The organism is Micromonospora matsumotoense (genome assembly GCF_900091525.1).
In the GTDB taxonomy this organism is placed as follows: domain Bacteria; phylum Actinomycetota; class Actinomycetes; order Mycobacteriales; family Micromonosporaceae; genus Micromonospora; species Micromonospora matsumotoensis.
This window is the reverse complement of the sequence record NZ_FMCU01000004.1, coordinates 76,086-101,685: the sequence shown is the minus strand read 5'-3', so window position 1 is coordinate 101,685 and position 25,600 is coordinate 76,086. Positions and strand designations below refer to the sequence as shown.

Genomic DNA, 25,600 nt, shown 5'->3' with positions numbered 1-25,600 from the left:
GGCGGGTGCCGGTGGGTGGCCGTCGGCCGCAGACGATCGCACTCAGGAAGGTGCCCCTGTGATCGGTGGGGGAACAGGATGTGTCGCAGTTGAGGTCAGCGTCCGGACCTGACCGTCACCGCGACATTTCCGAAGGACAGCGACCACCGCATCCGGCTGTGTTCCGGATGCGGTCGGCGATGTGGAGAGGAGCCTGGACGTGAGCCAGGATGGGGAATTTTCTGAGGCCGTGGCCATTGTCGGTATGAGCTGCCGGTTCGCCCCTGACCTTGACTCGTTGGAGAAGTTCTGGGCATTTCTCATCGGTGGTCGACATGCCGTGAGTGCCATGCCCGACAAGCGGTGGGAACCGTACGCCTCGACCAGCCCCCAGGCCACCGCGATCCTGCGGAAGACGACCCGGCTGGGCTCATTCCTCGACGACATCGAGGGATTCGACGCGGACTTCTTCGGCATCTCTCCCCGGGAGGCGGACTTCCTCGACCCGCAGCAGCGGATCGTGTTGGAGTTGGCCTGGGAGGCGCTGGGCAACGCGGGTGTGCCGCCGTTGTCGCTGCGCGGTTCGGACGCCGGTGTCTTCGTGGCGGCCAATTCCAACGACTACGGCCGCCGCCTGCTGGAGGACATTCCGCGGACCGGCGCCTGGGCGGTCAACGGCACCACCTACTACGGCATCGCCAACCGCATCTCGTACTTCCTGGACCTGCGGGGGCCCAGCATGGCGGTGGACACCGCCTGCGCCGGTTCCCTCACCGCGCTGCACCTGGCCTGCCAGAGCCTGCGCGAGGGGGAGATCCCGCTGGCCGTCGTCGGTGGGGTCAACATCATGGCCAGCCCGACCCTGTTCGTGGCCCTGGACGCGGCCGGGGCGACCGCCCCGGACGGACGCAGCAAGGCGTTCGCCGCCGACGCCGACGGCTACGGCCGGGGCGAGGGCGCGGGGGTGGTGGTGCTCAAGCGGTTGGCCGACGCCCGCCGCGACGGCGACGAGGTGCTCGCCCTGATCCCCGGCAGCGGGGTGTTCCAGGACGGCCGTTCCGACGGCATGATGGCGCCCAACGGCTCGGCCCAGGAGCACATGCTGCGGGTGGCCTACGCGCGCGCCGGCATCGCCCCGGAGACGGTGCACTACGTCGAGGCGCACGGCACCGGCACCCCGGTCGGTGACCGGGAGGAGGCCAAGGCGCTGGCCGCGGTCTTCGGCGCCGGCCGGACCCCCGACGAGCCCTGCCTGATCGGCTCGGTGAAGCCGAACATCGGTCACGTCGAGGCGGGCTCGGGCATCGCCGGCGTGATCAAGGCGGTGTTGGCGCTGCGGCATGCGGAGATCCCGCCGAGCCTGCACCGCGAGCCGAACCCGGACTTCGACTGGGCCGGCTCCGGGTTGCGGCTGATCGGCGAGCGGTCCCCGTGGCCGGCCGGCGACTCACCACGCCGGGCCGGCGTGTCCAGCTACGGCGTCGGCGGTTCCATCTCGCACGTCATCCTCCAGGAGGCGCCGCCCGCCCCGACCGCGTCGGCCGGGGACACCACCGCCGAGGCGGCGGCCACCACGGTGCCGGCCGAGGTCACCACCGGGACACGACCGTCGGTGTTCCCGCTCTCGGCGATGTCCGAGGCCGGGGTGGCGGCGCTGGCCACCCGCACCGCCGACTGGCTGGTGGAGCACCCCGGGGCGTCCCTGCCGTCGGTGGGGCACACCCTGGCGCAGCGCCGTTCGCACCTGCCGCAGCGGGCCGCCGTGCTGGCCGCCTCGCCCGGGGAACTCGTCGAGCGGCTGCGGGAGGTGGCCGACGGCAAGTCCACCCCGCAGGTCGCCCGGGGCCGGACGGTGGCCGACCCGGCCCCGGTGGTCTGGGTCTTCTCCGGGCACGGCGCGCAGTGGGCGGGCATGGGCCGGCAACTGCTGCGCGACGAGCCGGTCTTCGCCGCCGCCGTCGACGCGCTCGCCGAGGTGTTCCGCGAGGAGTTGGGCTGGACGCCCCGCGAGGCGTTGACCGCCGGCGGCCCGTGGAGCGGCGTCGAGGTGCAGGCGTTGACCTTCGCCACCCAGGTCGCCCTGGCGCAGACCTGGCGGGCCCGGGGGCTCACCCCGGCCGCGGTGATCGGGCACTCGGTGGGGGAGATCGCCGCCGCCGCCGTCGCCGGCAGCCTGGACGTACTGGCCGCCGCCCGGTTCGCCTGCCAGCGGGCGCGTGCCCTGGAACGCCTCCAGGGCGCGGGCGGGATGGCCATGGTCGGGCTCGGGTTCGACGAGGCCCGGCAGCGGCTCGCCGGCCAGCTCGGCGTGGTCGCCGCCATCTCGGCCAGCCCCACCTCCACCGTGCTCTCCGGTGACCGGGAGGCCGTCGAGCAGATCGTGACGCACTGGCGCGAGGAGGGGGTGGCGGTGTGGCGGGTCGACACCGACATCGCGTTCCACAGCCCGCACGTCGACGCGGCGGTGGCCGAGGTCGCCGCGGCGGCCGGCGCGCTGCGCCCCGGGGCGCCCCGGACCACCCTCTACAGCACCGCGCTGACCGACCCCCGGTCGACCGCCCCGCGGGACGGCGCGTACTGGGTGGCGAACCTGCGCGAGCCGGTGCGGTTCACCGACGCCGTGACGGCGGCCGTCGCCGACGGGCACCGGGTCTTCCTGGAGGTCTCCACCCACCCGGTGGTCACCCACTCCATCGGGGAGACCCTCGCCCACCTCGGCGTCGAGGACGCCACCGTCGTGCACAGCCTGCGCCGCGACACCGACGAGGTACGCGCGCTGCTGGCCGGCCTGGCCCGGCTGCACTGCGCGGGCGCGGCGGTGGACTGGGGGCGGCTGCACCCGACCGGATCGCTGCTGCCGATGCCCTCGGTGGCCTGGCAGCACCGGCCGTACTGGATCTTCCCCGAGTCGCGGGCCGAGTCCGGCCCCGGCGGCGGTCACGACCCGGAGCGGCACAGCCTGCTCGGCGGCCGGATGACGGTCTCCGGCGCGCCGCCCCGGCAGGTGTGGCAGACCTACCTGGACATGTCGTCGCGGCCCTACCCGCTCGACCACGAGGTGGTCGACGTCGAGATCACCCCGGCCGCCGTCCTGATCAACAGCTTCGCCCTGGCCGCCGGGGAGGACGGCCGGCTGCCGGCGCTGGCCGACATCGTGCTGCGCACCCCGCTGGCCGTCGCGCCGCCCCGGGTGGTGCAGATCGTGCTCTCGGAGAACACCGCCCGGCTGGCCACCCGGGTCGCCCCGCAGGACGGCGGGCCCGTCGTCGACGACGAGGAGTACGAGTGGATCACCCACTCGACGGCGACCATCGACTGGAGCACCGAGTTGGTCGACGGCGGGCTCGACGCCGACGAGGTGCGGGCCCGGTGCCCGCAGGAGTGGTCCTGGCAGCGGGTCGACGAGATGTTCCGCCGGATGGGCGTCGGCGGTTACGCGTTCCCCTGGGACGTGGTCGAGCTGCGCCGCAACGACGAGGAGCAGTTGGCCGACATCGTCATCGTGCCGCCACCGGCGCAGACGGCCACCAGTTGGGCGCACGTCATCGACGGCGCGCTGACCATCAGCGCGGTGCTGGTCACCCCGGAGTACGCCCGGCACCAGTGGATGTCCTCGCACATCGAATCGGTGGTCTTCAAGGGGGAACCACCGGCGCACATCACCGTCCACTCGGTGCGCTCGCCGAGGTCGCCGCAGGACACCGTGGACGTGCAGGTGGCCAACGAGCACGGCGAGGTCGTCTGCCAGGTGCGCGGCCTGCGGTTCTCCGCCATCTCGGACACCGACAGCGCGGTGGCCGCCCCCCGCGAGCTGGTGCACGAGGTGGTCTGGCGGCCCCTGGACCTCACCGTCGACGGGGTCACCACCGAGCTGTCCCGGGTGGTCGTGGTCGGTGCCGACCCGGCCGCCGGTGACCTGGCCGGGGCGCTGGCCGGCACCGGACTGCGTACCGTCCGGGTGGACGGCCCGGACGAGCTGGCCACGGTGGGTCTCACCCCGCGCGACGCGGTCCTGGTCGCGCCGGGCTTCGGCGACGCCGACGAGTCGGCCGAGCAGGCCGCCGAACGGTGCGGCTGGGCGTTGATCCACAGCGCGCAGGCGCTGATCGAGGCGCAGGCGGCCGGGGGTGACCCGGCGGCCGCCCAGCCCCGGCTCTGGTGCCTGACCCGGGGCGTCCGGCAGGCGGTGGGGGAGCGGTCGCTGGCCCACGCCCCGCTGTGGGGCATCGCCCGGATCATCGCCGGGGAACACCCGGACCTGTGGGGCGGGGTCGTCGACCTCGCCGACGACGCCGACATCCCCGCCGAGACCGTCGCGACGGTGCTGCGCCGGCTCACCGGCGACGAGGACATCGTCTCGGTCACCGGCGGCGAGGTGGCGGTGCAGCGGCTCGGTCAGGTCGAACGGCCCGCCGACGGCACCGCGTTGCAGTGCCGGCCGACCGACACCTACCTGATCACCGGTGGTCTCGGGTCGCTCGGCCTGATGGTGGCCCGGTGGCTGGCCGACCGGGGGGCCCGGCGGATCCTGCTCGCCGGCCGCCGGGGCCTGCCCCCGCGCGCCGAGTGGGACGGCGACCACGACGTGCGGACCCGCCGGCAGATCGACGGGGTGCTCGAACTGGAGGCGCTCGGGGTGACCGTCCGGACCCTGGCGTTGGACATCACCGACCCGGTGGAGGTCGCGGCGGCGCTCGACCCGGCCACCCACGGCATGCCGGCGGTACGCGGCATCGTGCACGCCGCCGGGGTGGTCCGCGACGCGATGGTGGACAAGGTGGACCGGGAGGGGCTGCACGACGTCCTCGGGCCGAAGGTCAACGGGGCGATGGTGCTGCACCGTCTCTTCCCCCCGGGCACGCTGGACTTCTTTGTGATGTTCTCGTCCTGCGGGCAGTTCACCCGGCTGACCGGGCAGACCACCTACGCGGCGGCCAACTCGTTCCTGGACGCCCTCGCGGCGCACCGGCACGCCGACGGCCACACCGAGACGACCAGCCTCGGCTGGACGTCCTGGCGCGGGGTGGGCATGTCCGAGTCGATCTCGTCGACCATGCTGGAGGCCAACTCGCGCGGTCTGGACGCGATCTCGGTGACCGAGGCGTTCCGGGCCTGGGCCTTCGCCGACCGGTTCCACAGCCCGTACCACGCGATCCTGCGGGTGCTGGCGCCGACCACCAACGCCCCCCGGCTGCCGATGCTGCGGGAGCTGACCGCGACCCGGTCGACCACCGAGGGCGGCACCGGTCAGGCGTTCAGCGTCGACTGGGTCGACACCCCGGAGCAGGAGCTGCGGGAGTTGGTCACCGCCGACGTCCGGGAGCAGGCCGCCGCCGAGCTGAGCCTGGCCGCCGAGGATCTGGAGCTGCGCCGGCCGCTGGTCGAGCTGGGCGTGGACTCGGTGATGACGGTGGCGCTGCGGGTGCGGTTGCAGGGCCGGTACGGCCTGGAGCTGCCGCCGAACATCCTGTGGAACAAGCCGACCATCGCCGCCCTGGCCGATCACATCGTCGACAGTCTCCGCCCCGCGGAGCCCGCCGACGACGACCCGGCCGACGACCCGGCCGCGCTGCGGGTGGGCTGACCCCCACCCCGGCGATCCCGCCGTACCCCGGCCGGTGCACCCACCGGCCGGGGTACGGCAATTCGCCGTCCTGCCCCGGAAACGGATTCTCGGAAACGGTCTTCGACATCGCAATCGCGGAGATGTCAGCGGTGTCGGACCGCCGGAGGATAGGGGGACGGACGGACCGTTCGGGGGTGAATGTGTCCACTGTCCGCAGTAGTCACAGGAGAGGAAGCGACCACGATGTCCACTGATACCCAGGTGGCTCCGGCCATTGACGGAGAAAAGGCGCTCGACGCGTATTACGGGTCGTTCACCAGCGACCAGGAGAAGGAGGTCCTCACCGTTCCGTTGCGGCTGGTGGAGGCCTGGTCCCGCAACGACGCCGCCGGGGTGGCGAATTCGTTCACCGAGGACGGCGTGATGATCCTGCCCGGGGACGTGTTCAAGAAGGGTCGGGACGAGATCCACTCGTTCATGGCCGCCGCGTACGCCGGACCGTTCAAGGGCACCGGGGTCACCGGCCGCCCGGTCGACGTCCGGATCATCTCCGACGACGCCGCCCTGATCCGCACCCACGGCGGCATCCTCGCCGCCGGCCAGACGGAGATCGCGGAGGAGTTGGCCGTGCGCTCCACCTGGGTCGTCGTCAAGCGGGACGGCCAGTGGCAGCTCGCCGGCTACCAGAACAGCCCGCGCGGCGCCGGCGCGACGCTGCGCTGGTGACCGGGCAGCGACGCGGACAGGAGGAGACAGTATGAGCACGGACGCCGCATCACTCGTGGCCGGCGCCAAGCAGTGGGCCTCGTACTACGGCGACTTCCCCAACGGAGTGGAAGGGGCGGTGCTGACCGCGCCGCTGCGCTGCCGGGCCGCCTGGGACGCCAACGACGCCGAGGGCTTCGCCTCCCTCTTCGTCGACAACGGCAGCATGCTGGTCGGTGACAACCAGCTGATGAGCCGGGACGAGATCCGGTCGTACCTCGGTGAGCTGTTCGCCGGCCCGTACAAGGGCTCCCGGCTGACCCTGGAGTTCAGCGAGATCCAGGTCGTGTCGGAGTCGACGGCGCTGGCGGTCAGCGTCGGCGGGGTCGTCTACGCCGACGCCGCCGGCCTCGCCCCGGCCGACAACATCCGCACCATGTGGGTGGTCGTCAAGCAGGACGGCGACTGGCGGATCGCCTCCTACCAGAGCAGCCCGATCACCGGCTGAACCGGCCCCGGCCAGCGCCGGGGGCGACGAGCGCCCCGGTACGCGCCGGGTGACCAGCGGGCCGGCCAGGGCCGGGGCGACGAACGGGTCGACCCGGCCCTGGACGACGAGAGGAGAAGAGGGACCGATGACCACGACCATGGCACCCTGGGGAGACGCCTCGGCGCTGCTGGCCGCCGCGGGTGTCCCCGAGGACCCGTCCTACTACCGGGGGTACACCGAGGCCGACGAGCGGGCGGCGCTGACGGTGGCGATGCGCATCCAGGCGGCGTGGGCGGCCAACGACGCCGACATGTTCGCCGACGTGTTCACCGCCGACGGCAGCCTGCTGATGCGCGACGAGCAGCTCACCAGCCGGGAGGAGATCCGGGCGTACATGTCCCGGGGCTTCGCCGGGCCGCTGCGGGGCGCCCGGGTGAAGGGTTGGCCGGTCGAGGTCGCCTTCCTCACCGACGACGTCGCCCTGGTGGTGACCGAGGGCGGCATCATCATGGCCGGCCAGGACGACATCGCGCCGGAGAACTTCATCCGGGCCACCTGGGTGATGCTGCGCCAGCCCGACGGCCAGCTCCGGCTGGTCTCGCACCAGAGCAGCCCGATCCGGGGCTGACCGAGCGCGGTCGACGACGACCGCCCGACTGCCGGGGTCGTGGTGACGACGGGAAGCCGTCCGCGGGTCACCACGGCCTCGGGGCACGCCCGACGGGGACCGTCCGGTCCCCGTCGGTGGCGCGGTGACCCGCGACCGACAACCGAGAACCTGACCTTGGAGGGTGCAGTGGTGTACGACTACGTCATCGTCGGCGCGGGATCAGCGGGGTGTGTCCTGGCCGCCCGGCTCACCGAGGACCCCGACGTCACGGTGTGCCTGATCGAGGCGGGTCCCCGGGACACCGCCGACAGCATCCACGTCCCGGTGGCCTTCGGCACCCTGTTCCGCACCCAGCTGGACTGGGACTACGACACCCACGAGGAGCCGGCCCTGGGCCGGCGGCGGGTCTACCTGCCCCGGGGTCGGGTGCTGGGCGGCACCAGCTCGATCAACACGATGGTCTACATCCGGGGCGCGCGCGGCGACTTCGACGGCTGGGCCCAGCCCGGCTGGGACTTCGACGACCTGCTGCCGTACTTCAAGCGTTCCGAGGACAACGAGCGCGGGGCGTCGACCTACCACGGGGTCGGCGGGCCGATGGCGGTCTCCGAGGGGCGGGCCAACAACCCGATGTCGTCGGCGTTCGTGGAGGCGGCCGGCGAGGCCGGCTACGGGGTCAACGACGACTTCAACGGCGCGGGCCAGGAGGGCTTCGGCTTCTTCCAGCTGACCCAGCGCGACGGCCGCCGGGAGAGCACCGCGACCGCGTTCCTGCACCCCGCCCTCGACCGGCCCAACCTGACCGTGGAGACGAACGTCCACGTGCACCGGGTGCTGATCGAGAACGGACGGGCGGTCGGGGTGACCGGGACCCGGCTGGACGACACGCTGACCGTCACCGCGTCCCGGGAGGTCATCCTCGCCGCCGGGGCGTACAACTCGCCGCAGTTGCTGATGCTCTCCGGGGTCGGCCCGGCCGGGCTGCTGGGCGCCCTCGGCGTGCCGGTGCTGCTGGACCAGCCGCAGGTGGGGCAGAACCTCCAGGACCACGCACTGATCCCGCTGGTCTACACCCACTCGCAGCCGATCAGCCTGCTCGCTGCCAACCAGCCCGAGCACCTGCAGCGCTTCCTGGCCGAGGGCCGTGGCCCGATGACGGCCAACGGGCCGGAGGCGGGCGGCTTCGTGCGCACCCGCGACGACCTGACCGCCCCGGACGCGGAGTTCCTGGCCGCGCCGGTGATGTTCGCCGACAGCGGGCTGGGCACCCCCACCCACCATTCGATCTCGTACGGCCCGTCGATGGTGGCCCCGCGCAGCCGGGGGTACGTCCTGCTGGCCTCGGCCGACCCGACCGCCAAGCCGAAGATCGTGCACAACTACTTCCAGGACGAGCGCGACCTCGACGACGCGGTCGCGGCGACCCGGATCGGCATCCGGATCGCGGAGCAGAAGGCGCTGGCCCCGTACACCGAGGGGCAGTTCGCCCCGCCGGCCTCGGACTCCGACGAGGACCTGCGGCACTACGTCCGGCAGTACGCCCACTCGATCTTCCACCCGGCGGGCACCTGCGCGATGGGTGCCGTGGTGGACGAGCAGCTGCGGGTCAACGGGCTGGAGGGGCTGCGGGTGGTCGACGCCAGCGTCATGCCCACCCTGGTCCGGGGCAACCCGAACGCCGCCGTGATCGCCATCGCGGAGAAGGCGGCGGACCTGATCGCCGGTGTCGCGCCGCTGCCCCGGCAGGCCGAGGCGGTCGCCCGGTGACCCACCGGCCGCCCGCCGACCCGTCCGTCCCGGTGGACGGCGTCCCGTCCGCCGACCCGACCCGTGACCGCACAGGAGGAGTGAGATGACCAGCGCGACCGAGGCCCCCCCGAGGGACGAACTGGTACGCCGCGCCAGCGAGCTGGTGCCGCTGCTGCGTCAGCACGCCGGCTGGCAGGAGGAGAACCGGCGGCTGCACGACGAGACGGTGGAGGCGCTGGCCGACGCCGGCCTGTTCCGGATGCGGGTGCCGCGCCGCTACGGCGGCTACGAGTCGGACACCCGCACCCTGCACGAGGTGATGGTGGAGCTGGGCCGGGGTGACGGCTCGGTGGCCTGGACGGCGTCGGTGTGGGCGATCCCCGGCTGGATGGTGGGGATGTTCCCCGACGAGGTGCAGGACGAGGTCTACGCCACCCCCGACGTGCGGATCTGCGGGACGTTGAGCCCGTCGGCCAGCGGCACCCCGAAGCCCGGCGGCGGCATGCTGCTCAACGGCAGCTGGAGTTTCATCAGTGGCGCGCTGCACAGCCACTGGCAGGAGGTCATCGCGATGGCCCCGGCGCCGGACGGGGTGAACCAGTGGCCGGTGATGGCCCTGGTGCCGCTGTCCGACCTGGAGATCGTCGACGACTGGTACACCGCCGGCCTGCAGGGTTCGGGCAGCATCACCACGGTGGCCCGGGACGTCTTCGTGCCGCAGGAGCGGATCGTGCCGATGCCCGCCGTGCTCCAGGGGCAGAGCGCCTCGGCGCTCAACCGGGACCTGCCGATGTACCGCAACCCGCTGCTCGGGGTCGCGAACGCCTCCTCGGCCGGCACGGTGATCGGCCTGGCCCGGGCGGCCCGGGAGTTCTTCCTGGAGCGGCTCGACCGGAAGATCACCTACACCGACTACGCCACCCAGCGGGAGGCCCCGGTCACCCACCTCCAGCTCGCCGAGGCGACCATGAAGATCGACGAGGCCGAGTTCCACGCCCAGCGGATCACCGACCTGGTCGACACCAAGGGCGTCAGCGGTGAGCCGTGGACGCTGGAGGAGCGGGCCCGGACCCGGGCCGACATCGGGGCGGTCTGCCAGCTCGGCAGGGCCGCCGTCGACCTGCTCGGGATGGCCAGCGGTGGCTCGTCGATCCTGCGGCAGGCCCCGATGCAGCGGGTGGTGCGGGACATGTACGCGGTCAACCTGCACGCGCTGATGGTCCCGTCGACGAACCTCGAACTCTATGGCCGGGTGCTCTGCGGGCTGGAGCCCAACTCGCCGTACATCTGAGTTCGCCCGTCCACCGGGGTGGACGGCCCGACCAGAGAAGTGGACCCGCGGCACCGGTCGGTGCCGCGGGTCCGCCGCGTGTGCGGGTCGTCACATGTCGGGGCCGCCGGCACCGAGCACCGGACGGACCTCGACCAGGCCGAAGTTGGCCTCGGGGATCCGGGCGGCGTGCCCGACCGCCTGCTCGATGGTGTCGCACTCGATCAGGTAGATCCCGGCGACGTACTCCTTGACCTCGGGGAACGGGCCGTCGGTGGTCGTCACCTGGCCGTCGCTGACCAGGACCTTCTTGGCCTGCCCCTGGTCGGCGAGTGCCTCGGACACGATCAGCTCGCCCGACTCGGACAGATCCTCCACCAGCGACATGTGCGCCTTGAAACCCAGCTCGCGCTCGGTGTCGGACATGTTCTGCCAGGCGTCCCGGGTCTGCTGGTTGTGGCTGATCATGATTAGGTACTTCATGGGTGCCTCCTGAAGGCTCGAACTATTTGCTTACCCGTATGTCGAAACCAACGAGCCAGCTTCGACATCCAGGCAGAAGCGCACGTGACGTGCGCCGATGTCGAGGAGGGCACCATGAGCACCGGTACCACACCGAGTTCGGACGAGGCGCTGGACGCGTCCACGGACCGGCCGGACCCCCGTCGGTGGAAGGCGCTGGCGCTGCTCGGCTTCGTCCAGTTCATGTTCGTCATCGACATGACCGTGGTCAGCGTCGCGCTGCCGCGCATCCAGGGCGAACTCGACATGTCCCGGACCGGGCTGGCCTGGGTCGTCAACGGCTACGTCCTGATGGCCGGCGGTCTGCTGCTGTTCGGCGGCCGGCTCGCCGACCTGTTCGGCCGGCGGCGGATCTTCATCACCGGCGTGGTCATCTTCGCCGTCGCCTCGGTCATCTCCGGGGCCGCCATGAACCCCGAGATGCTCATCTACAGCCGCTTCCTCCAGGGTGTCGGTGAGGCCCTGGCCGCCCCGGCCGCGCTGGGCATCGTTTTCCTGCTCTTCTCGGCCCCGGCCGACCGGGTCAAGGCGGTCGGCATCTGGGGTGGACTGTCCGGCCTGGCCGGCACGCTCGGGCCGGTCGTCGGTGGTCTCATCGTGGCCGACGCCAGTTGGCGCTGGATCTTCTATGTCAACGTTCCGGTCGCGGTGATCGCGCTGGCCCTGGTGGGCCGGCTGGTCGGGGAGACCCGGATGGAGCGCACCGGGCAGAAGTTCAACTTCACCGGTGTGCTGACGGCCACGGCGGGTCTGGTCGCCATCGTCTACGGCCTGCTCCAGGCCGCCGAGCGGTCCTGGCTGTCGACGCAGGTGCTGCTGCCGCTCTTCGGTGGGCTGGCGTTGATCGGGCTGATGCTGCTGATCGAGTCGCGGGCCGCCGCACCGCTGATCCCGCTGCGCTTCTTCACCAATCGCACCCGCGCGGTGGGTTACCTGGTCGGCCTGGCCCTCTCCTGCGCCTTCTTCGGGTTCACCTTCCTGACCACCCTCTTCGAGCAGCAGGTGCTCGGCTACTCGCCGCTCAAGGGCGGTCTCTCCTTCATCCCGGTGGGCCTCGGCATCGCCTTCGGCGTCGGGCTGTCCACCGGCATGATCCCGAAGTTCGGCGTCAAGCCGGTGATCATCGTGGGCCTGCTCGGGGTCACCGGCGGCCTGCTGCTGCTCAGCGGGATCTCCGTCGACACCCACTACGCCAGCGGCATCCTGCCCGGGATGCTGGTGCTGGGTGTCTTCTTCGGCCTGGCGATGCCCGGCACCGCCAACACCGCGCTCTACAAGGTGGGCACCCAGGACACCGGGCTCGCCTCCGCCATGCAGAACGTGATGCAGCAGGTCGGCGGTGCGCTCGGCCTGTCGGTCCTGGTGGCGTTGGCCCTGCGGCTGGGCGGGGACCGGCTCGCCGAGGGGGCGAACCCGAGGGCCGCGGCCACCGAGGGCTACGTGTTGTCCTACCGGGTGTCCGCGGTGCTGCTCCTGGTCGTCGCCCTCGTCGTGCTCCTGCTGCTGGAGAAGATCGGCATCCAGGGCGACTGGGCCACCCCGGACGACAAGACCCCGGCCGACGCCCCGTTGGCCGGCACGGCCGGCGCCGACACCCCGTCGGATGCCCCGACCACCGCCGACGACCGGACCGGCGCTCCGCCCGGACGTTGACCGGTCGACGTCCGGTTGGTTGCCGCCGCCCGGACGTCGTTCCCGTCCCGCACTGACCCACCCCCCCCGGGTCAGTGCGGGACGTGCCGGCCGGCCCTCCCACCGGGCCGGCCGGCACCCCGGGGCCGGCCGCACCGGTCCCACCGTGCCACCCGGACCGTCCCCCCGGTCCGGGCCGGAGAACCTGCCGTCCCCCCGGCAGGCGTCAGCCCCGCCGGATCCCCCTTCCGGCGGGGCTGACTCGGCCCGGCGCGACCACCCGGGTCGGCGCGGCGCGGCGACCCGGGGTGCGGTCAGTGTGCGGCGGTCTGCGGCACGGCCGGCTCGGCCGGCGCCACGCTCCGGCGACGCCGACCGTTGAGCAGGGCCCCGACGAACGTGTACCGGACCAGGTAGCGGTAGCTGAGCAGGGTGAGCGGATAGGTGACCAGCAGGATGGCCGGGAACTTGACGAACCACGGCACCGCCACCTGTGACACGGCCGCCTGCAGCGCCATCACCAGCGGGAGGTGGACGACATAGACCCAGTACGACGCGTCGGCCACGTACCGGATCGACGGGTTCGGCCGGGACAGGTACCGCATCGCCGCCCCGATCAGACCCATCGTCCAGGCCCAGACGGCCAGCGTGTAGACGACCGCGTAGCCGACCTTGTGCCAGCCCAGCCCCTCGGGTTCGGTGTCCGGGGTGAGCCCCACCATGGCCAGTGCGATCCCGGTGAGCACGACCGCCGCCACCAGGTTGCGGGGGTACCGCCGCTCCCACACCCGGATCACCTCGACCTGGCGGTTGAGCAGCCAACCGAAGCCGAACGCGCAGCCGTAGGCGACCAGCCCCACGGGGTTGGGGATCAGCCCGTTCTCGGCCGGCGGTACCCCGTACCAGAGCAGCCAGTCCTGCTTGAGCAGGAAGGCGACGCAGAGCGGGGCGCCGACGACCAGCGGGGTGAGGTCACGGGCGACGACGGTCCGGACGATCGGGTCGACGAGCCCGCTGCGCCGGGTGCCGTCGGGGTCGAGCAGGTTGACCACCGCGCGGACGGCCAGCGCCAGCACGTAGAGGACCAGCAGCCAGTAGAGGAACCACAGATGGGTCAGCGGGAAGGTGCGCAGGGTCATCGGGGTGGCCCCGGGAACCTCCTCGCCGGCCAGGTTCGCCGCGATGATGATCGCCACCACCGTGGAGACCATCACGAGCGGCCAGAAGATCGCCAGGGGCGCGAGGATGCGTACGGCCCGGTTGCGGACGAAGCCGCCGGTGCCGCGCCGGTGCAGCAGCAGCCGGGCGAAGAAGCCGGCGATCAGGAAGAACAGCGTCATCCGGAACACGTGGATGACGAAGTAGGTGCCGTTCATCACCGGACTCGTCGACACGTCCCCCACCACCCAGGTGCGAGGTTCCAGGAAGGACAGTGTCGTGTGCAGGACGACGCCGAGGAGCAGGGCTCCCGCGCGTACCGCGTCGAGGGCGTGCAGTCGTTCGGAGGCGCTCGTGGCGGCGCCGGGGACAGGGGTCGAGGGGATGGCCATGTTCTGCTCTCCACTACCCGCGGTTTCGGGTCCGTCCCGATTCCACGCGTTCGTCGGGCGTCGGGAATAGGCGGCGCCGGTAGCCCCGGAAAGGGTGCTGCGTGCTCCGGGCCGACCGGACGGACGGCACTGAGGGAGTTGCCGTCGACCGCTACGGGGAGGCTATAAAACATAGACAATCATGGTCATCCGCGCTTGCGTCAAAATTGTTTCATCTTTCGGTTGCCGGCATCGGCCTTTCGGCCTTTCCGGCCTATTCGTCGTTGTTCCGCGCCGCTCGCGGGCCGACGCCCGGGGTATGTGCCGCCCGGTGTCCCGCCGGGTCAGGTCCGCTGGGTTGCGCGCAGTCGCAGGAAACGCTGCTCCGGGATGCTGAGCGTCGCCTGGGCGGCCAGCAGGTAGTACCGCCGGGCCTCCGCCCGGTCGCCGAGCAGGTCGAGCAGGTGCGCCCGGACGGCGTGCACCCGGTGGTTGCCGGCGAGCACCGGATCGGCCTGGGCGGCGGTCAGCTCCGCGAGCGCGGCACCCGGCCCGTCCACCATCGCCACCGCCACGATCCGGTTGAGCGCGACCATCGGACCGGGCGCGATGCGCCGCAACAGGTTGTAGAGCCCGAGGATCTGCGGCCAGTCGGTGTCCTCGGCGCGGGGCGCCTCGTCGTGCACCGCGGCGATCGCCGCCTGCACCTGGTAGGGCCCGACCGGCGCACTCGCCAGGGTCCTGGTGATCAGCGCGACGCCCTCGGCGATGGCCCGCCCGTCCCACCGGGACCGGTCCTGCTCGGCCAGCGGAATGAGCGCACCGTCCGGCCCGGTTCGCGCCGGCCGCCGGGCGTCGGTGAGCAGCATCAGCGCCAGCAGGCCGGTGACCTCCGGGTCGTCGGGCAGGTGCTCGTGCAGCTGCCGGGTCAGCCGGATCGCCTCGGCGGTGAGTTCGATCCGGTTGAGCGCCGGCCCCGAACTGGCCGTGTAGCCCTCGTTGAAGATCAGGTAGAGGACTTCCATCACGGCGGCCACCCGGGCCGGACGATCCTCGGGTGCCGGCATCCGGAACTCGGCGCCACTGGTCCGGATGCGCTGCTTGGCCCGGCTGATCCGCTGGGCGACGGTGGACTCCGGCACCAGGAACGCCCGCGCGATCTCGGCGGTGCTCAGCCCACCGACCGCCCGCAGGGTGAGCGCCACCTGGGAGACCCGGGTCAGCGCCGGATGGCAGCAGAGCATCAGCAGGGTCAGCGTGTCGTCCACGGCGGAGACCGGGCCGGACTCCGGGCCGGTCAGGGCGGCCACCGCGCGTTCCCGGCGTCGGCGGGCGGCGTCGTTGCGCCACAGTTCCGTCCAACGGCGGGAGGCGACCGTGGTCAGCCAGCCCCGGGGGTTGGCCGGCAGCCCCTCCTCCGGCCACTGCACGGCCGCCGCCAGCAGGGCTTCCTGGACGGCGTCCTCGCAGGTGTCGAAGCCGCCGTGCAGGCGTACCAGGGTGGAGAGCACCTGTGGAGCGTGTTCGCGCAGCAGGTCCTCGACGTCCGTGGTAACGGTCACGCGTCCGGCCGGGCGGCGTCGAGGACCGGGCGCACCTCGACCAGGCCGAACTGCGCCTCGGGCACCCGGGCGGCGTGCGCCACCGCCTGCGCGATGGTGTCGCACTCCACCAGGTAGAAACCGGCGAGATACTCCTTCACCTCGGGGAAGGGGCCGTCGGTGGCGATCGTGCGCCCCCGGTCGACCCGGACCCGACGGGCGGTGGCCGGGTCGGCCAACGCCTCGGAGACGATCAGTTCGCCGGTTGCGGCCAGCTCCTCGACGAGGGCGGTGTGGGCCTTGACGCCCAACTGCCGTTCGGTGTCGGACATGCCCTGCCACGCATCACGAGCCTGCTCGTTGTGGCTGATCAGGATCAGGTATTTCACCGCACCTCCAAGGTCGGAGATGATTGTCCCACCAGTAGGTCAAAACCGGCACCGCCGCATCGGCACGATACAGAACCGCAGCTCAGGATGGGGTAAGTCGGCGCGGCGGTAGGGTGCCGCGTCGTTTTCGCAGTGGGGTCGGCGACATCGGGTCAGGTGGTCGGCGAGGGCAGCCGAAATGGAATTCGTCATCTCGTCTTCGGGTGTTTCCCGCCCTCACCCCCGGCCGGCGACGAACTCCAAGATCGACGTCCCGACATAGTCGATCATCTCATCGGTGAGCGCCGGATAGACGCCGACCCAGAGGGTCTGCTCGGTGATGATGTCGCTGTTGGTCAGCTCGCCGACCACCCGGTAGCGCTGGTGGAGGTAGGCCGGGTGCCGGGTCAGGTTGCCGGCGAACAACTGCCGGGTCCCGATCCGCCGGTCCTCCAGGAACGCCACCAGCTCGGAGCGGGTGAACGGCGCCGCCGGGTCGACGGTGACGACGAACCCGAACCAGCTCGGCTCGCTGTTCGGGGTGGCCTCCGGCAGCAGCAGGTGCGGCACCCCGTCGAGCCGCTCCCGCAGCCGCCGCCAGTTGCGCCGGCGCAGCGCGGTGAACTCGTCCAGCTTGGCCAACTGGGTCAGCCCCAGCGCCGCCTGCAGGTCGGTCGCCTTCAGGTTGTAGCCGACGTGCGAGTAGATGTACTTGTGGTCGTACCCCTGCGGAAGCGTGCCCAGCTGGTACTTGAACCGCTTGAGGCAGGTGTTCGACTCGCCCGGCGGGCACCAGCAGTCCCGTCCCCAGTCGCGCAGCGACTCGACGATCCGGGCCAGCGCCAGGTTCGAGGTGAGCACGCAGCCACCCTCACCCATCGTCAGATGGTGGGCCGGATAGAAACTCACCGTGGACAGGTCGCCAAAGGTGCCGGTCAGGTCACCGTCGTAGGTGGAGCCCACCGCGTCGCAGTTGTCCTCCACGAAGAACAGGTCGTGTGCGTCGGCCAGCTCGGCCATCTCCCGCGCCGGGTAGGGGTTGCCCAGCGTGTGGGCCAGGATGATGGCCCGGGTCCGCGGGCCGATCGCCGCGGCCACCCGCTCCACGGTGGTGTTGTAGGTGCCCAGGTCGACGTCGACGAAGACCGGCACCAGGCCGTTCTGCAGGATCGGGTTGACCGTGGTGGGGAAGCCGGCCGCCACCGTGATCACCTCGTCGCCGGGGCGCAGCTGCCGGTCCTCCAGCAGGTCCGAGGTGAGCGCGCTCACCGCCAGCAGGTTCGCCGACGAGCCGGAGTTGGTCAGGTGCGCCTTGCGACGGTGCAGTTTGCGGGCGAACTCCGACTCGAACCTGCGGGCCAGCGGGCCGGCCGCGATCCGCATGTCGAGCGCGGCCTCCACCAGCGCCACCCGGTCCTCGGCGTCGAGTAGCGCCCCGGAGGGCCAGATCTCGGTCACCCCCGGGATGAAGGGCTGGTTGGGTTGCGCGTCCTGGTGGAACTTACGGACCTCGTCGAGCAGCAGCGCTCTACGGTCACTCATGCCCGGACTCCTTCTCGTGATCGCGACAGGTGTGCGTACCGGTGGCGGGGCCGGACCGGTCGCGGGTCGGGCCGGGCGCCAGCGGGCGGCGGCCGGGGGCCGTCACCGCCGCCCCCGGGCGCCCGACCCGCCGGCCGGCGAGGCGTCGGCGGTGTCCCGCCCGGCCAGGCGTTCCAACGCCCGGACGGTCTCGGCCGGGGACGGCTGCGCCGCGATCTCCCCGGCCACCGCCCCGGCCGTGACCGCGAACCGGGACTGGCCCAGCACCAGCGCCGCCGCGTCGGCCACCCCGCGCGGGGTGGCCACGTCGAGGCGGACGGCCAACCCCACCCCCGCCGCGGCGATCGCCTCCGCGTTCTCCAACGCGTCGTCGAACTTGGGCAGCACGATCTGCGGACAACCCGCGGCCAGGGCGGTCAGGGCGGACCCCTGACCGCCGTGGTGGATCAGCAACCGGCAGGTCGCCACCAGCTCCGACAGCGGGATCCGGCCCGCGTACCGGACGGCCGACGGCAGCGGTGGCAGTTGACGGGCGGCCTCGTCGTCGATGGCCAGGACCAGCTCGGCGTCGAGGGTCGCCAACTCCTCGACCAGCCCGGTGAGCAGTCCACCCATCCCGCCGTCGGTCAGCTGGGGCAGCACGGTTCCCATGGTCAGGCCGATCCGGGGCCGTGCCGGCGGGTCGAGCAACCAGTCCGGCACCCGGGCGACGCCGTTGTACGGCACCGCCCGCAGCCCGACGTGCGTCCGGGCGTGCGGCTGCCGCAGGCTCGGCGGCCACGGGTCGAGCACCAGGTCGGCCCGGGGCAGCCGGGTCAACCCGAGGCGGTGCAGGTCACCCCGGAGCACCGTCTCGGCGGCCGCCCGGTACTCGACGAGTTCCGCGACACCCCAGTGCAGTTCGACGTACGGGACGCCCTCGGCGCGCGCGGCCACCGGGCCGGCGTACTCGGAGCGCTCGGCGAGCACCAGGTCCGGTCGCCAGGACCGGACGGTGGCCAGGGTGCCGGCGAGGTTTCGCGACGCCATTGTCGCGAAGACCTCGCCGTGTCCGTAGGGGTCGTCCTCGATGCCGTGCGGCGAATCCGGCCGCATCAGCTCGCGGATGTCCATCCCCGGCCCGCTGGAGATCGCGGGCAACCCGGCCTGCGTCACGGTCGGTACGAAGTGCTCGGTGCACGCGACCAGCACCTCGTGCCCCGCTGCCCGCAGCGCCCAGGCGAGCGGCACCAGCGGGAAGAGGTGACCGTGCATGGGTGCGCTGGTGATCAGCACGCGCATCTGCGGCTCCGACGGCTGAGGGGCGCCGCCGGAACTGCGCGGCGACGGATACCGGTAGTGACCATTACCAATAGATCGTGGCAGAGGCCGGGAGGTCAGACACCTCCCAGCGTGCCGTCGTACCCGGTCCCGCGCCGACCACTGTGGACCTGTTTGTGGTCAGCCCGCCGGGCGGACCGTCACCACGCTCGGCAGGCCGTTGTCGGCGGCGGCCTCCAGCGGGGCGACCCGGGTGCCGGTCACCGCGATGCCGTCCATCCGCACCACCGGCGCGAACCAGGCCAGGTCGGTGAGACGGGCCACCGCCTGCTGGAACAACCCCGCCTGGGTGGTCGGGTCCGGCTCGGCGACCGCCCGCTCCAACGACTGCCGCAGCTGCGCGTCGTTGGTGGCGTACGGGTTGAACGGGTTGGCCACCGGCCGCATGAAGTCCAATGAGGACAGGTAGGTCGGCAGGTTGCCGTAGCCGAACGCGGTCACCGGGAACTTGCGCGACATCACGTGCTCCAGCCACTGCGGCACCTGGGTGTCGGTGGTCAGCTCCACGGTCACCCCGATCTTCTTCCACTGCCCGGCCACCACCTGCGCGACGGCGGCGATGCCGGGGGTGTGCGCCTCCGCCTTGACGGTGAAGCCGTTCGGGTAACCCGCCTCGGCGAGCAGCGCCTTCGCCCGGTCCGGGTCGTACGGGTAGCGGTCGTCCAGGGCCGCCTGGTAGCCGTCGAAGCCGGGGGCGGCGATCTGGCTGGTCGGATGGGCGAACTCGCCGAAGATCGTCTTGGCGATCGTGGCCCGGTCGATGGCGTGGTTCAGCGCCTGGCGTACCCGCACGTCGCGCAGGGGCGCGGCGACGGTGCCGTCGCGGTCGGCGAGCACCATGCCGAGCACCGCCACGCTCGCCGTGATGTGCGTGAGCCCGGCGGCGACGACCGCCGGCCCGGCGTCGGCGTTCAGCGCGGCGTAGTCGATCTGCCCCGCCTGGATGGCCTGCACCGTGGCGTTCGAGTCCGGCAGCACCCGGACCACGACCTTCTTCCAGTGCTGCCCGTCCTTGTTCCAGTACCGGGGGTTGGGCAGGTAGGTGTAGTGGTCGCCGGCGACGGTGCCGGCCGGGTCGAGCTGGTACGGGCCGGCCCCGAAGGTGCGCTGCGCCAACTGGCCCGGGTCGGTCAGCCCGGCGGGGGAGACGACCGAGCCGGAGAGGATCGCCTGGCTGAACAGTTGCCGCATCACCGGGTTCGGGGTGCTGTTGGTGACCACCACCGTGCCGGCGTCCGGCGCGGTGATGCTGGCGATGGTGGCCGCCCAGGTCTTCGCCTTCGGGCTGACCGTCCGCATGTACTCCAGCGACCGGACCACCGCCGGGGCGTCCAGCGGGGTGCCGTCGGCGAAGGTCACCCCCGGGCGCAGCTTGAGCTGGAAGACCTTGTTCTGCCGGTCGACGTAGCCGAACGACTCGGCCAGTTCCCCGGTGAACGTCCGGTCGGCGTTCATCCGGATCAGCGGGGCGTACGCCAGCGCCACCGTCGGAATGTTGTTCAGGTCGATGTTGGCCTTGTACGGGTCGAGCGTCGGCGGGGCCGCCACCGCCAGGGTCAGGGTGGCGTCGTCGGTGGCGCCGCCCTCCTCGGCGGTGCCGGAACAGGCGGTCAGCGAGCCGACCGTGAGCAGCGCGGCGGCGACCAGGACTCGTACCTGGTGGACGCTCCGGCGCGGACGATGCGCGAACATGGCCATCCTTTCCCGGCGGACGCCGGTGTCGAGGGGGAGGGGTCTGGTCAGGAGATCGAACAGCGGCCGGGCACCGGCCCGGCCTGGGGCGGCTGTCGGGCGAAGGCGGCCAGCGCGGCGCGGGCCCGGCCGGGGTCCGGCACCGGCACGGCGGCCAGCAGTGCCCGGGTGTACGGGTGCACGGGCCGCCGGTACACCTCCTCGGCGTCACCGGACTCGACCACCCGTCCCTGGTGGAGCACCACCATCCGGTGCGACAGGTGCCGCACCACCGCCAGGTCGTGGGCGATGAACAGGTGACCGAACCCCAGCTCGGCCTGGAGGTCGGCGAGCAGGTTGATGATCTGGGCGCGGACGGACAGGTCCAGTGCGGACACCGGCTCGTCGGTGACCAGCAGGCGGGGGGTGCCCACCAGGGCCCGCGCCAGGGCGATGCGCTGCCGCTGCCCGCCGGAGAACTGCCCCGGATACCGGTGCACCGCCTCGGCCGGCAGGCCCACCCGACCGAGTGCCTCGGCGACCAGCGTGCGCCGTCGCACCGGGTCGACGCCACGCCGGTTGAGCAGGGGCTCGACCAGGGAGTCGCCGATCCGGCGGGCCGGGTTGAGCGAGCTGAACGGGTCCTGGAACACCAACTGCACATCGCGGCTGAGCGCCCGGCGTTGCCGCCGGCCGGCGTGCGTGACGTCCACCCCGTCGATCGCGATCCGGCCGCCGGTGACCGGGGTCAGGCCCAGGATCGCGCGGGCGATCGTCGACTTGCCGGAGCCGGACTCGCCGACCAGGCCGACCGTCTCGCCGGCGGCCACCGTCAGGCTCACCCGGTCCACCGCACGTGTCGCCGTCCGGCGCTGCCCGAGGTCGACCACCAGGTCGTGCACCGCCAGCAACGGCTGCCCCGTCACGCCGCCACCCGGTCCTCGTCGGGCCGTACGCACCGGACGGCGTGCCCGGGGCCGAGCCGGTCCAGCGGCACCGGGGCGCGCCGGCAGGGTTCCCCGGCCAGCGGGCAACGCGGCGCGAAGCGGCACCCGGTCGGCCAGTCCCCGGGGGCCGGCACCGTGCCGCTGATCGTGGGCAGCGGGCCCGACCGGGACGCCCGGTGCGGATCGGCCGCCAGCAACCCCCGGGTGTACGGGTGCCGGGGGCGGGCGAACAGGTCGGTCACCGGGCAGGACTCGACGACCTGACCGGCGTACATCACCACCGCCCGGTCGCAGAGCGCGGCCACCACCCCCAGGTCGTGGGTCACCAGCAGCACGGCCATCCGCCGGTCCCGGCTGGTGCGGGCGAGCAGGGCCAGGATCTCGGCCTGCCGGGTGACGTCCAACGCGGTGGTCGGTTCGTCGGCGATCAGCAGGTCCGGGTCGCCGGCCAGCGCGAACGCGATCGCCACCCGCTGGGCCATCCCACCGGACAACTGGTGCGGGTACCGCCGTGCGGCGGTCTCCGGCGCGGGCAGGCCGACGTCGCGCAGCAGCGCCAGCACCCGGGCGCGGGCCGGACGCCGACCCAGCCCGGTGTGCCGGCGGACCGCCTCGGCGAGTTGGACGCCGACGCGCAAAGTCGGGTCCAGGCTGACCATCGGGTCCTGGGCGACGTACCCGATCCGGCGGCCCCGTACCGTGCGCCACTGCCGGTCGGTGGCCCCGACCAGGTCGACGCCGGCGAAGTGGCAGCTGCCGGTGATTCGGCCGTCGCCCGGGGGCAGCCCGAGGATGCTCAGCGCGGTGACCGTCTTGCCGCAGCCGGACTCGCCGACCAGACCGACGATCTCGCCCGGGCCGACGTCGAGGTCGACGTCGCTGACCACGGTGGTGCCGGTCCGCGCCCCCCGGCCGGGACGGGCCGGGAGCTGGACCGACAGCTGGCGTACCGACAGCAGCGTGTCGGCGTGGCGGGGCGTGCCGGCCGGCGGCGGTGCGACGGGGTGGACCGGGGTGGACAGCGCGGGGTGGGCGGGTGCGGACCCCAAGGGGTGGGCGGGTGCGGACCCCGTGGGGTGGGCCGGTGCGGGTGCCGTGGTGCGGGCGACGCCCGCACCGGGTGACCGGCGTCGGCGGCGGGCCAGCTTCGTCGCCGACCAGGCGGCGGTCGCGCCGTCGCGGGCGGCGTCGCCGAGCAGCACGAAGGAGAGCACGGTCAACGCGACCGCCAGCCCCGGCGGGAACAGGGCCCACGGATGCCGGACGATGACCGCCCGTGCCTCGTCGATCATGCCGCCCCAGCTCGGCTCCGGCGGCGGTGGCCCGAAGCCGAGGAACGCCAGGCTCGCCTGCATCACCAGGGCGACCGCCGCGACCAGCGACGCCTGGACGATGACCAGGCCGCGCAGCCGGGGCAGCACGTGCCGGCGCAGGATCTGCGGCGTGGAGAGCCCGGCCAGCCGGGCGGCCGCGATGAACAGCTCCTCCCGGGTCGACCGGGTGGCGGCCCGGACCACCCGGATCAGGCCGGAGGAGAGCAGCAACCCGAAGGTCAGCATGGCGATCGTGACGTCACCCGGGAAGACGGCCACCACCACCAGCAGGATCACGATGGCCGGCAACGCGAACAGCAGGTCGGCCAGCCGGCCGACCAGCGCGTCGACCAGCCCGCCGAGGTAGCCGGCGAGCAACCCCAGACCCACCCCGACCACGGTGGCGGTCAGCACCGCCACCAGCACCCCCCACAGGGTGCCCGCCGCGCCGTACGCCAGCCGGCTGAGCAGATCCTGGCCGAGCCGGTCGGTGCCGAGCGGGTGCGCGGCCGACGGCCCGCTCAGGGCGGCGGGCAGGTCCTGGTCGACCGGGTCCCGGCCGGTCACCAGCTCCGGGTGCAGGGCACACACCAGCACCAGCGCCAGCCACAGCAGGGCGAGCAGCACCAGCGGGCGACGCAGCAACCGCGCCGACGCCGGGCCGGGCCCGCTCACCGGGCCCCCACCCGGGGGTCGAGCCACGCCTGGGCCAGGTCGGCGAGCAGCCCGATCGCCACGACGATGAGGGTGTAGCAGACCACCGCGCCCTGGAGCACCGGGATGTCGTGCTGGGCGGCGGCGAGGGCGGCCCCGGAACCCAGGCCGGGCAGGCCGAAGATGTTCTCGATCAGGACCGTCGCGCCGAGCAGGCTGGCGGAGATCACTCCGAGCAGGGCGACCACCGGCACCGCCGCGGTCCGCAGCGCGTGCCGGTAGACGATCGACCGGGTGGACAACCCGTTGGCCTGCATCACCCGGACGAAGTCCCGGCTCAGCACGTCCAGCATGGCATCGCGGGTCTGCTTGGCCACGGCGGTGACCGCCGCCAGCGAGGTCGCGGTCACCGGCAGGGCCAGCGACCGCAGCCAGCCCACCGGGGACTCCCCGAACGGGACGTAGCCGGTCGCCGGGAACAGCCGCCACCGCACCGCCAGCCAGGTGATCAGGACCAGGGCCAGCCAGAATCCGGGTACGGCGAGCCCCACCACGGAGGCCACGTCGACCAGTCGGCCGAGCGGTCCACCCCGGACGGCGCTGAGTACACCGAGGGCGGTGCCGACCACGCCCACGGTCAGCGTGGTCAGCAGGATCAGCGAGACCGTCGGCGCCAGCCGGCTGGCGATCAGCGGGGCCACCGCCGTCCCGGTGCTCACCGAGCGGCCCAGGTCGCCGTGCACGGCGTCGGCCAGCCAGCTCAGGTACTGCACGGTCAGCGGCCGGTCCAGCCCCATCTGCCGGTGCAGCGCCTCGACCTGTTCGGGTGGGGCCAGCGGGCCGAGCACCGTGCGGGCCGGGTCACCGGGCACCAGCGAGATGAGCAGGAAGCAGAGGACCGAGACGACGAAGAGCAACGGCCCGGTCCAGGCCAGTCGGCGCAGGACTAGCCGGACCATGGCCACCGGTGGCCGTCCGCACCGGCATCCGCACGGACGCCGATCCCCCCTGTGGTCGTACGGCCGGCCGGGTCGCCGGCATGGTCGAGTCTGATGGCGTCACGCTCCAGCCGTCGGCGGTCAGGGCCGACCCACCGACGGACGTGATCAGCGGCGCGTCGGGGGCCGTGTCCACGCTGGCAGAGCGGAGGTGCGGTTGTCTTCCGCAGACGTGCTCACCCGGTGGGCTTCCCGCGCCCGTCACCGGTGTGCGCCAGGACTGCCGGCACGAGCACGTCCCACGTCGCGCGGGGCGGCATCTGGTGCCCCACCCCGGGCAACGGCAGCAGCCGGGCGACCGGCAGTTCGGCGGCCAACGCCTCCCCGTGTCCGTACGGGAAGAGCGGGTCCTCGGTGCCGTGCACCACCAGGGCCGGTACGGTGATCCCACCCAGCGCGTCCCGGTATTCGGCGCCGCCGTCGATGGACCAGTGGTTGGCCAGGCTGGCCCGGATGTCGACGGTGCGCGCCACCGCCCGTGCCACGAGTTCCCGCAGCTCCGCCCCGGCCAGCGGGACGGTTCCGGTCAGCGGTCGCTGGCCGGCGGCGATGTGGTCGACGACGGCGTCCGGGTCGGCCCAGTCCGGGTCCGGACGGGATTCGCCGAAGCTGGCCATCAGCGCCTTCGACATCGGCGGCAGGTCGTCGTAGGGGCGCTCGCCGATCCGCAGGGCGGGACTGGTCGAACTCAACGTCAGCGAGGCGACCCGCCGGGGATGCGCGACGGCGAGCCGCTGGGCGATCGCGCCGCCCATCGAGATGCCCCAGACGTGGGCGGCCCCCAGGTCGAGCTGTTCGACCAGGGCGGCGGCGTCGGCGACCAGGTCGTCGAAGTGGTAGTCGGGGTCGCCGGCCGGCCAGCCGGTGGACCGGCCGGTGTCGCGGTGGTCGTAGCGCACCACGTACCGGCCGCCGTCGGCGAGTCGCCGGCACAGCCCGTCGGCCCACCAGTCCATCGAGTTGGACGCCCCGCTGACCAGCAGTACGGCCGGGTGGTCCGGCGAGCCGAAGGTGCCGACGCAGAGCTGCACGCCGTTGGCGGGGACGTGTCGTTCCGTCCCCGCCAACAGGTCCTCGTCGCCAACGGTCCGATGTGTACTCAAGACGGTCTCCTCATGCCCTCGGACCACGCGCGGGAATTCCGCGACCACCGCCGGTCACCGTGCGGGATGATTATCCGCCCCACCGCCTGAG

The 25,600-nt window shown here is 72.8% G+C and carries 18 protein-coding genes; 7 read left to right on the top strand and 11 right to left on the bottom strand.

Annotation, left to right across the window (positions count from 1 at the left end; all coding sequences use genetic code 11):
• Positions 1 to 181: 181 nt before the first annotated feature.
• The 6 genes from GA0070216_RS10355 to GA0070216_RS10330 all read left to right on the top strand — a co-directional run bounded on the left by GA0070216_RS10355 (position 182) and on the right by GA0070216_RS10330 (position 10,390).
• Positions 182 to 5,563, top strand: coding sequence for a type I polyketide synthase (locus GA0070216_RS10355; RefSeq protein WP_425413147.1), 5,382 nt, complete (start codon positions 182 to 184; stop codon positions 5,561 to 5,563).
• 225 nt (positions 5,564 to 5,788) lie between these two features.
• Positions 5,789 to 6,271, top strand: coding sequence for an SgcJ/EcaC family oxidoreductase (locus GA0070216_RS10350; protein WP_091243037.1), 483 nt, complete (start codon positions 5,789 to 5,791; stop codon positions 6,269 to 6,271).
• 31 nt (positions 6,272 to 6,302) lie between these two features.
• A complete protein-coding gene (locus GA0070216_RS10345) occupies positions 6,303 to 6,758 on the top strand; it encodes an SgcJ/EcaC family oxidoreductase (RefSeq protein WP_091243034.1) in 456 nt (151 codons plus the stop codon).
• 127 nt (positions 6,759 to 6,885) lie between these two features.
• Positions 6,886 to 7,368: an SgcJ/EcaC family oxidoreductase gene (locus tag GA0070216_RS10340; RefSeq protein ID WP_091243030.1), complete on the top strand. Its 483-nt coding sequence runs from the start codon at positions 6,886 to 6,888 to the stop codon at positions 7,366 to 7,368.
• Between the two features lie 171 nt (positions 7,369 to 7,539).
• Positions 7,540 to 9,117: a GMC family oxidoreductase gene (locus GA0070216_RS10335; protein WP_091243890.1), complete on the top strand. Its 1,578-nt coding sequence runs from the start codon at positions 7,540 to 7,542 to the stop codon at positions 9,115 to 9,117.
• A gap of 85 nt (positions 9,118 to 9,202) precedes the next feature.
• Positions 9,203 to 10,390 carry an acyl-CoA dehydrogenase family protein gene (locus GA0070216_RS10330; protein WP_091243026.1) on the top strand — a complete coding sequence of 396 codons (1,188 nt, stop codon included), beginning with the start codon at positions 9,203 to 9,205 and terminating at the stop codon, positions 10,388 to 10,390.
• A 90-nt stretch (positions 10,391 to 10,480) separates the two neighbouring features.
• On the opposite strand, the gene GA0070216_RS10325 is transcribed toward GA0070216_RS10330, so the two are convergent.
• Positions 10,481 to 10,852 carry a YciI family protein gene (locus tag GA0070216_RS10325; protein WP_091243022.1) on the bottom strand — a complete coding sequence of 124 codons (372 nt, stop codon included), beginning with the start codon at positions 10,850 to 10,852 and terminating at the stop codon, positions 10,481 to 10,483.
• A 114-nt stretch (positions 10,853 to 10,966) separates the two neighbouring features.
• On the opposite strand from GA0070216_RS10325, the gene GA0070216_RS10320 reads away from it, so the two are divergent.
• Complete coding sequence (locus tag GA0070216_RS10320; protein WP_091243018.1) at positions 10,967 to 12,544, top strand: DHA2 family efflux MFS transporter permease subunit; 1,578 nt, start codon at positions 10,967 to 10,969, stop codon at positions 12,542 to 12,544.
• A 293-nt stretch (positions 12,545 to 12,837) separates the two neighbouring features.
• Here the strand turns inward: GA0070216_RS10320 and GA0070216_RS10315 are convergent, their stop codons facing one another.
• The 10 genes from GA0070216_RS10315 to GA0070216_RS10270 form a co-directional block, all read right to left on the bottom strand.
• The gene (locus GA0070216_RS10315; protein WP_091243015.1) at positions 12,838 to 14,073 is read right to left on the bottom strand and encodes an acyltransferase family protein; all 1,236 of its coding nucleotides are present in this window, start codon (positions 14,071 to 14,073) and stop codon (positions 12,838 to 12,840) included.
• A gap of 323 nt (positions 14,074 to 14,396) precedes the next feature.
• Positions 14,397 to 15,614 carry an RNA polymerase sigma factor gene (locus GA0070216_RS10310; RefSeq protein ID WP_091243012.1) on the bottom strand — a complete coding sequence of 406 codons (1,218 nt, stop codon included), beginning with the start codon at positions 15,612 to 15,614 and terminating at the stop codon, positions 14,397 to 14,399.
• Positions 15,611 to 15,982, bottom strand: coding sequence for a YciI family protein (locus GA0070216_RS10305; protein ID WP_091243009.1), 372 nt, complete (start codon positions 15,980 to 15,982; stop codon positions 15,611 to 15,613). The genes GA0070216_RS10310 and GA0070216_RS10305 overlap by 4 nt, the downstream gene beginning before the upstream one ends.
• Before the next feature lie 216 nt (positions 15,983 to 16,198).
• A complete protein-coding gene (gene rfbH / locus GA0070216_RS10300) occupies positions 16,199 to 17,503 on the bottom strand; it encodes a lipopolysaccharide biosynthesis protein RfbH (RefSeq protein ID WP_091243005.1) in 1,305 nt (434 codons plus the stop codon).
• 102 nt (positions 17,504 to 17,605) lie between these two features.
• Positions 17,606 to 18,784, bottom strand: coding sequence for a nucleotide disphospho-sugar-binding domain-containing protein (locus GA0070216_RS10295; RefSeq protein WP_091243002.1), 1,179 nt, complete (start codon positions 18,782 to 18,784; stop codon positions 17,606 to 17,608).
• 159 nt (positions 18,785 to 18,943) lie between these two features.
• Complete coding sequence (locus GA0070216_RS10290; RefSeq protein ID WP_176738901.1) at positions 18,944 to 20,515, bottom strand: ABC transporter substrate-binding protein; 1,572 nt, start codon at positions 20,513 to 20,515, stop codon at positions 18,944 to 18,946.
• A gap of 47 nt (positions 20,516 to 20,562) precedes the next feature.
• Positions 20,563 to 21,420, bottom strand: a complete 858-nt coding sequence (locus GA0070216_RS10285; RefSeq protein ID WP_091242995.1) for an ATP-binding cassette domain-containing protein — start codon at positions 21,418 to 21,420, stop codon at positions 20,563 to 20,565.
• Positions 21,417 to 23,429, bottom strand: a complete 2,013-nt coding sequence (locus GA0070216_RS10280; RefSeq protein WP_091242991.1) for a dipeptide/oligopeptide/nickel ABC transporter permease/ATP-binding protein — start codon at positions 23,427 to 23,429, stop codon at positions 21,417 to 21,419. Before GA0070216_RS10280 ends, GA0070216_RS10285 begins: the two co-directional genes overlap by 4 nt.
• Entirely contained in the window at positions 23,426 to 24,367 is a 942-nt protein-coding gene (locus GA0070216_RS10275; protein WP_091243887.1) for an ABC transporter permease, read from the bottom strand. The genes GA0070216_RS10280 and GA0070216_RS10275 overlap by 4 nt, the downstream gene beginning before the upstream one ends.
• Positions 24,368 to 24,582: 215 nt before the next feature.
• The gene (locus GA0070216_RS10270; RefSeq protein WP_245722412.1) at positions 24,583 to 25,509 is read right to left on the bottom strand and encodes an alpha/beta fold hydrolase; all 927 of its coding nucleotides are present in this window, start codon (positions 25,507 to 25,509) and stop codon (positions 24,583 to 24,585) included.
• Positions 25,510 to 25,600 lie beyond the last annotated feature (91 nt).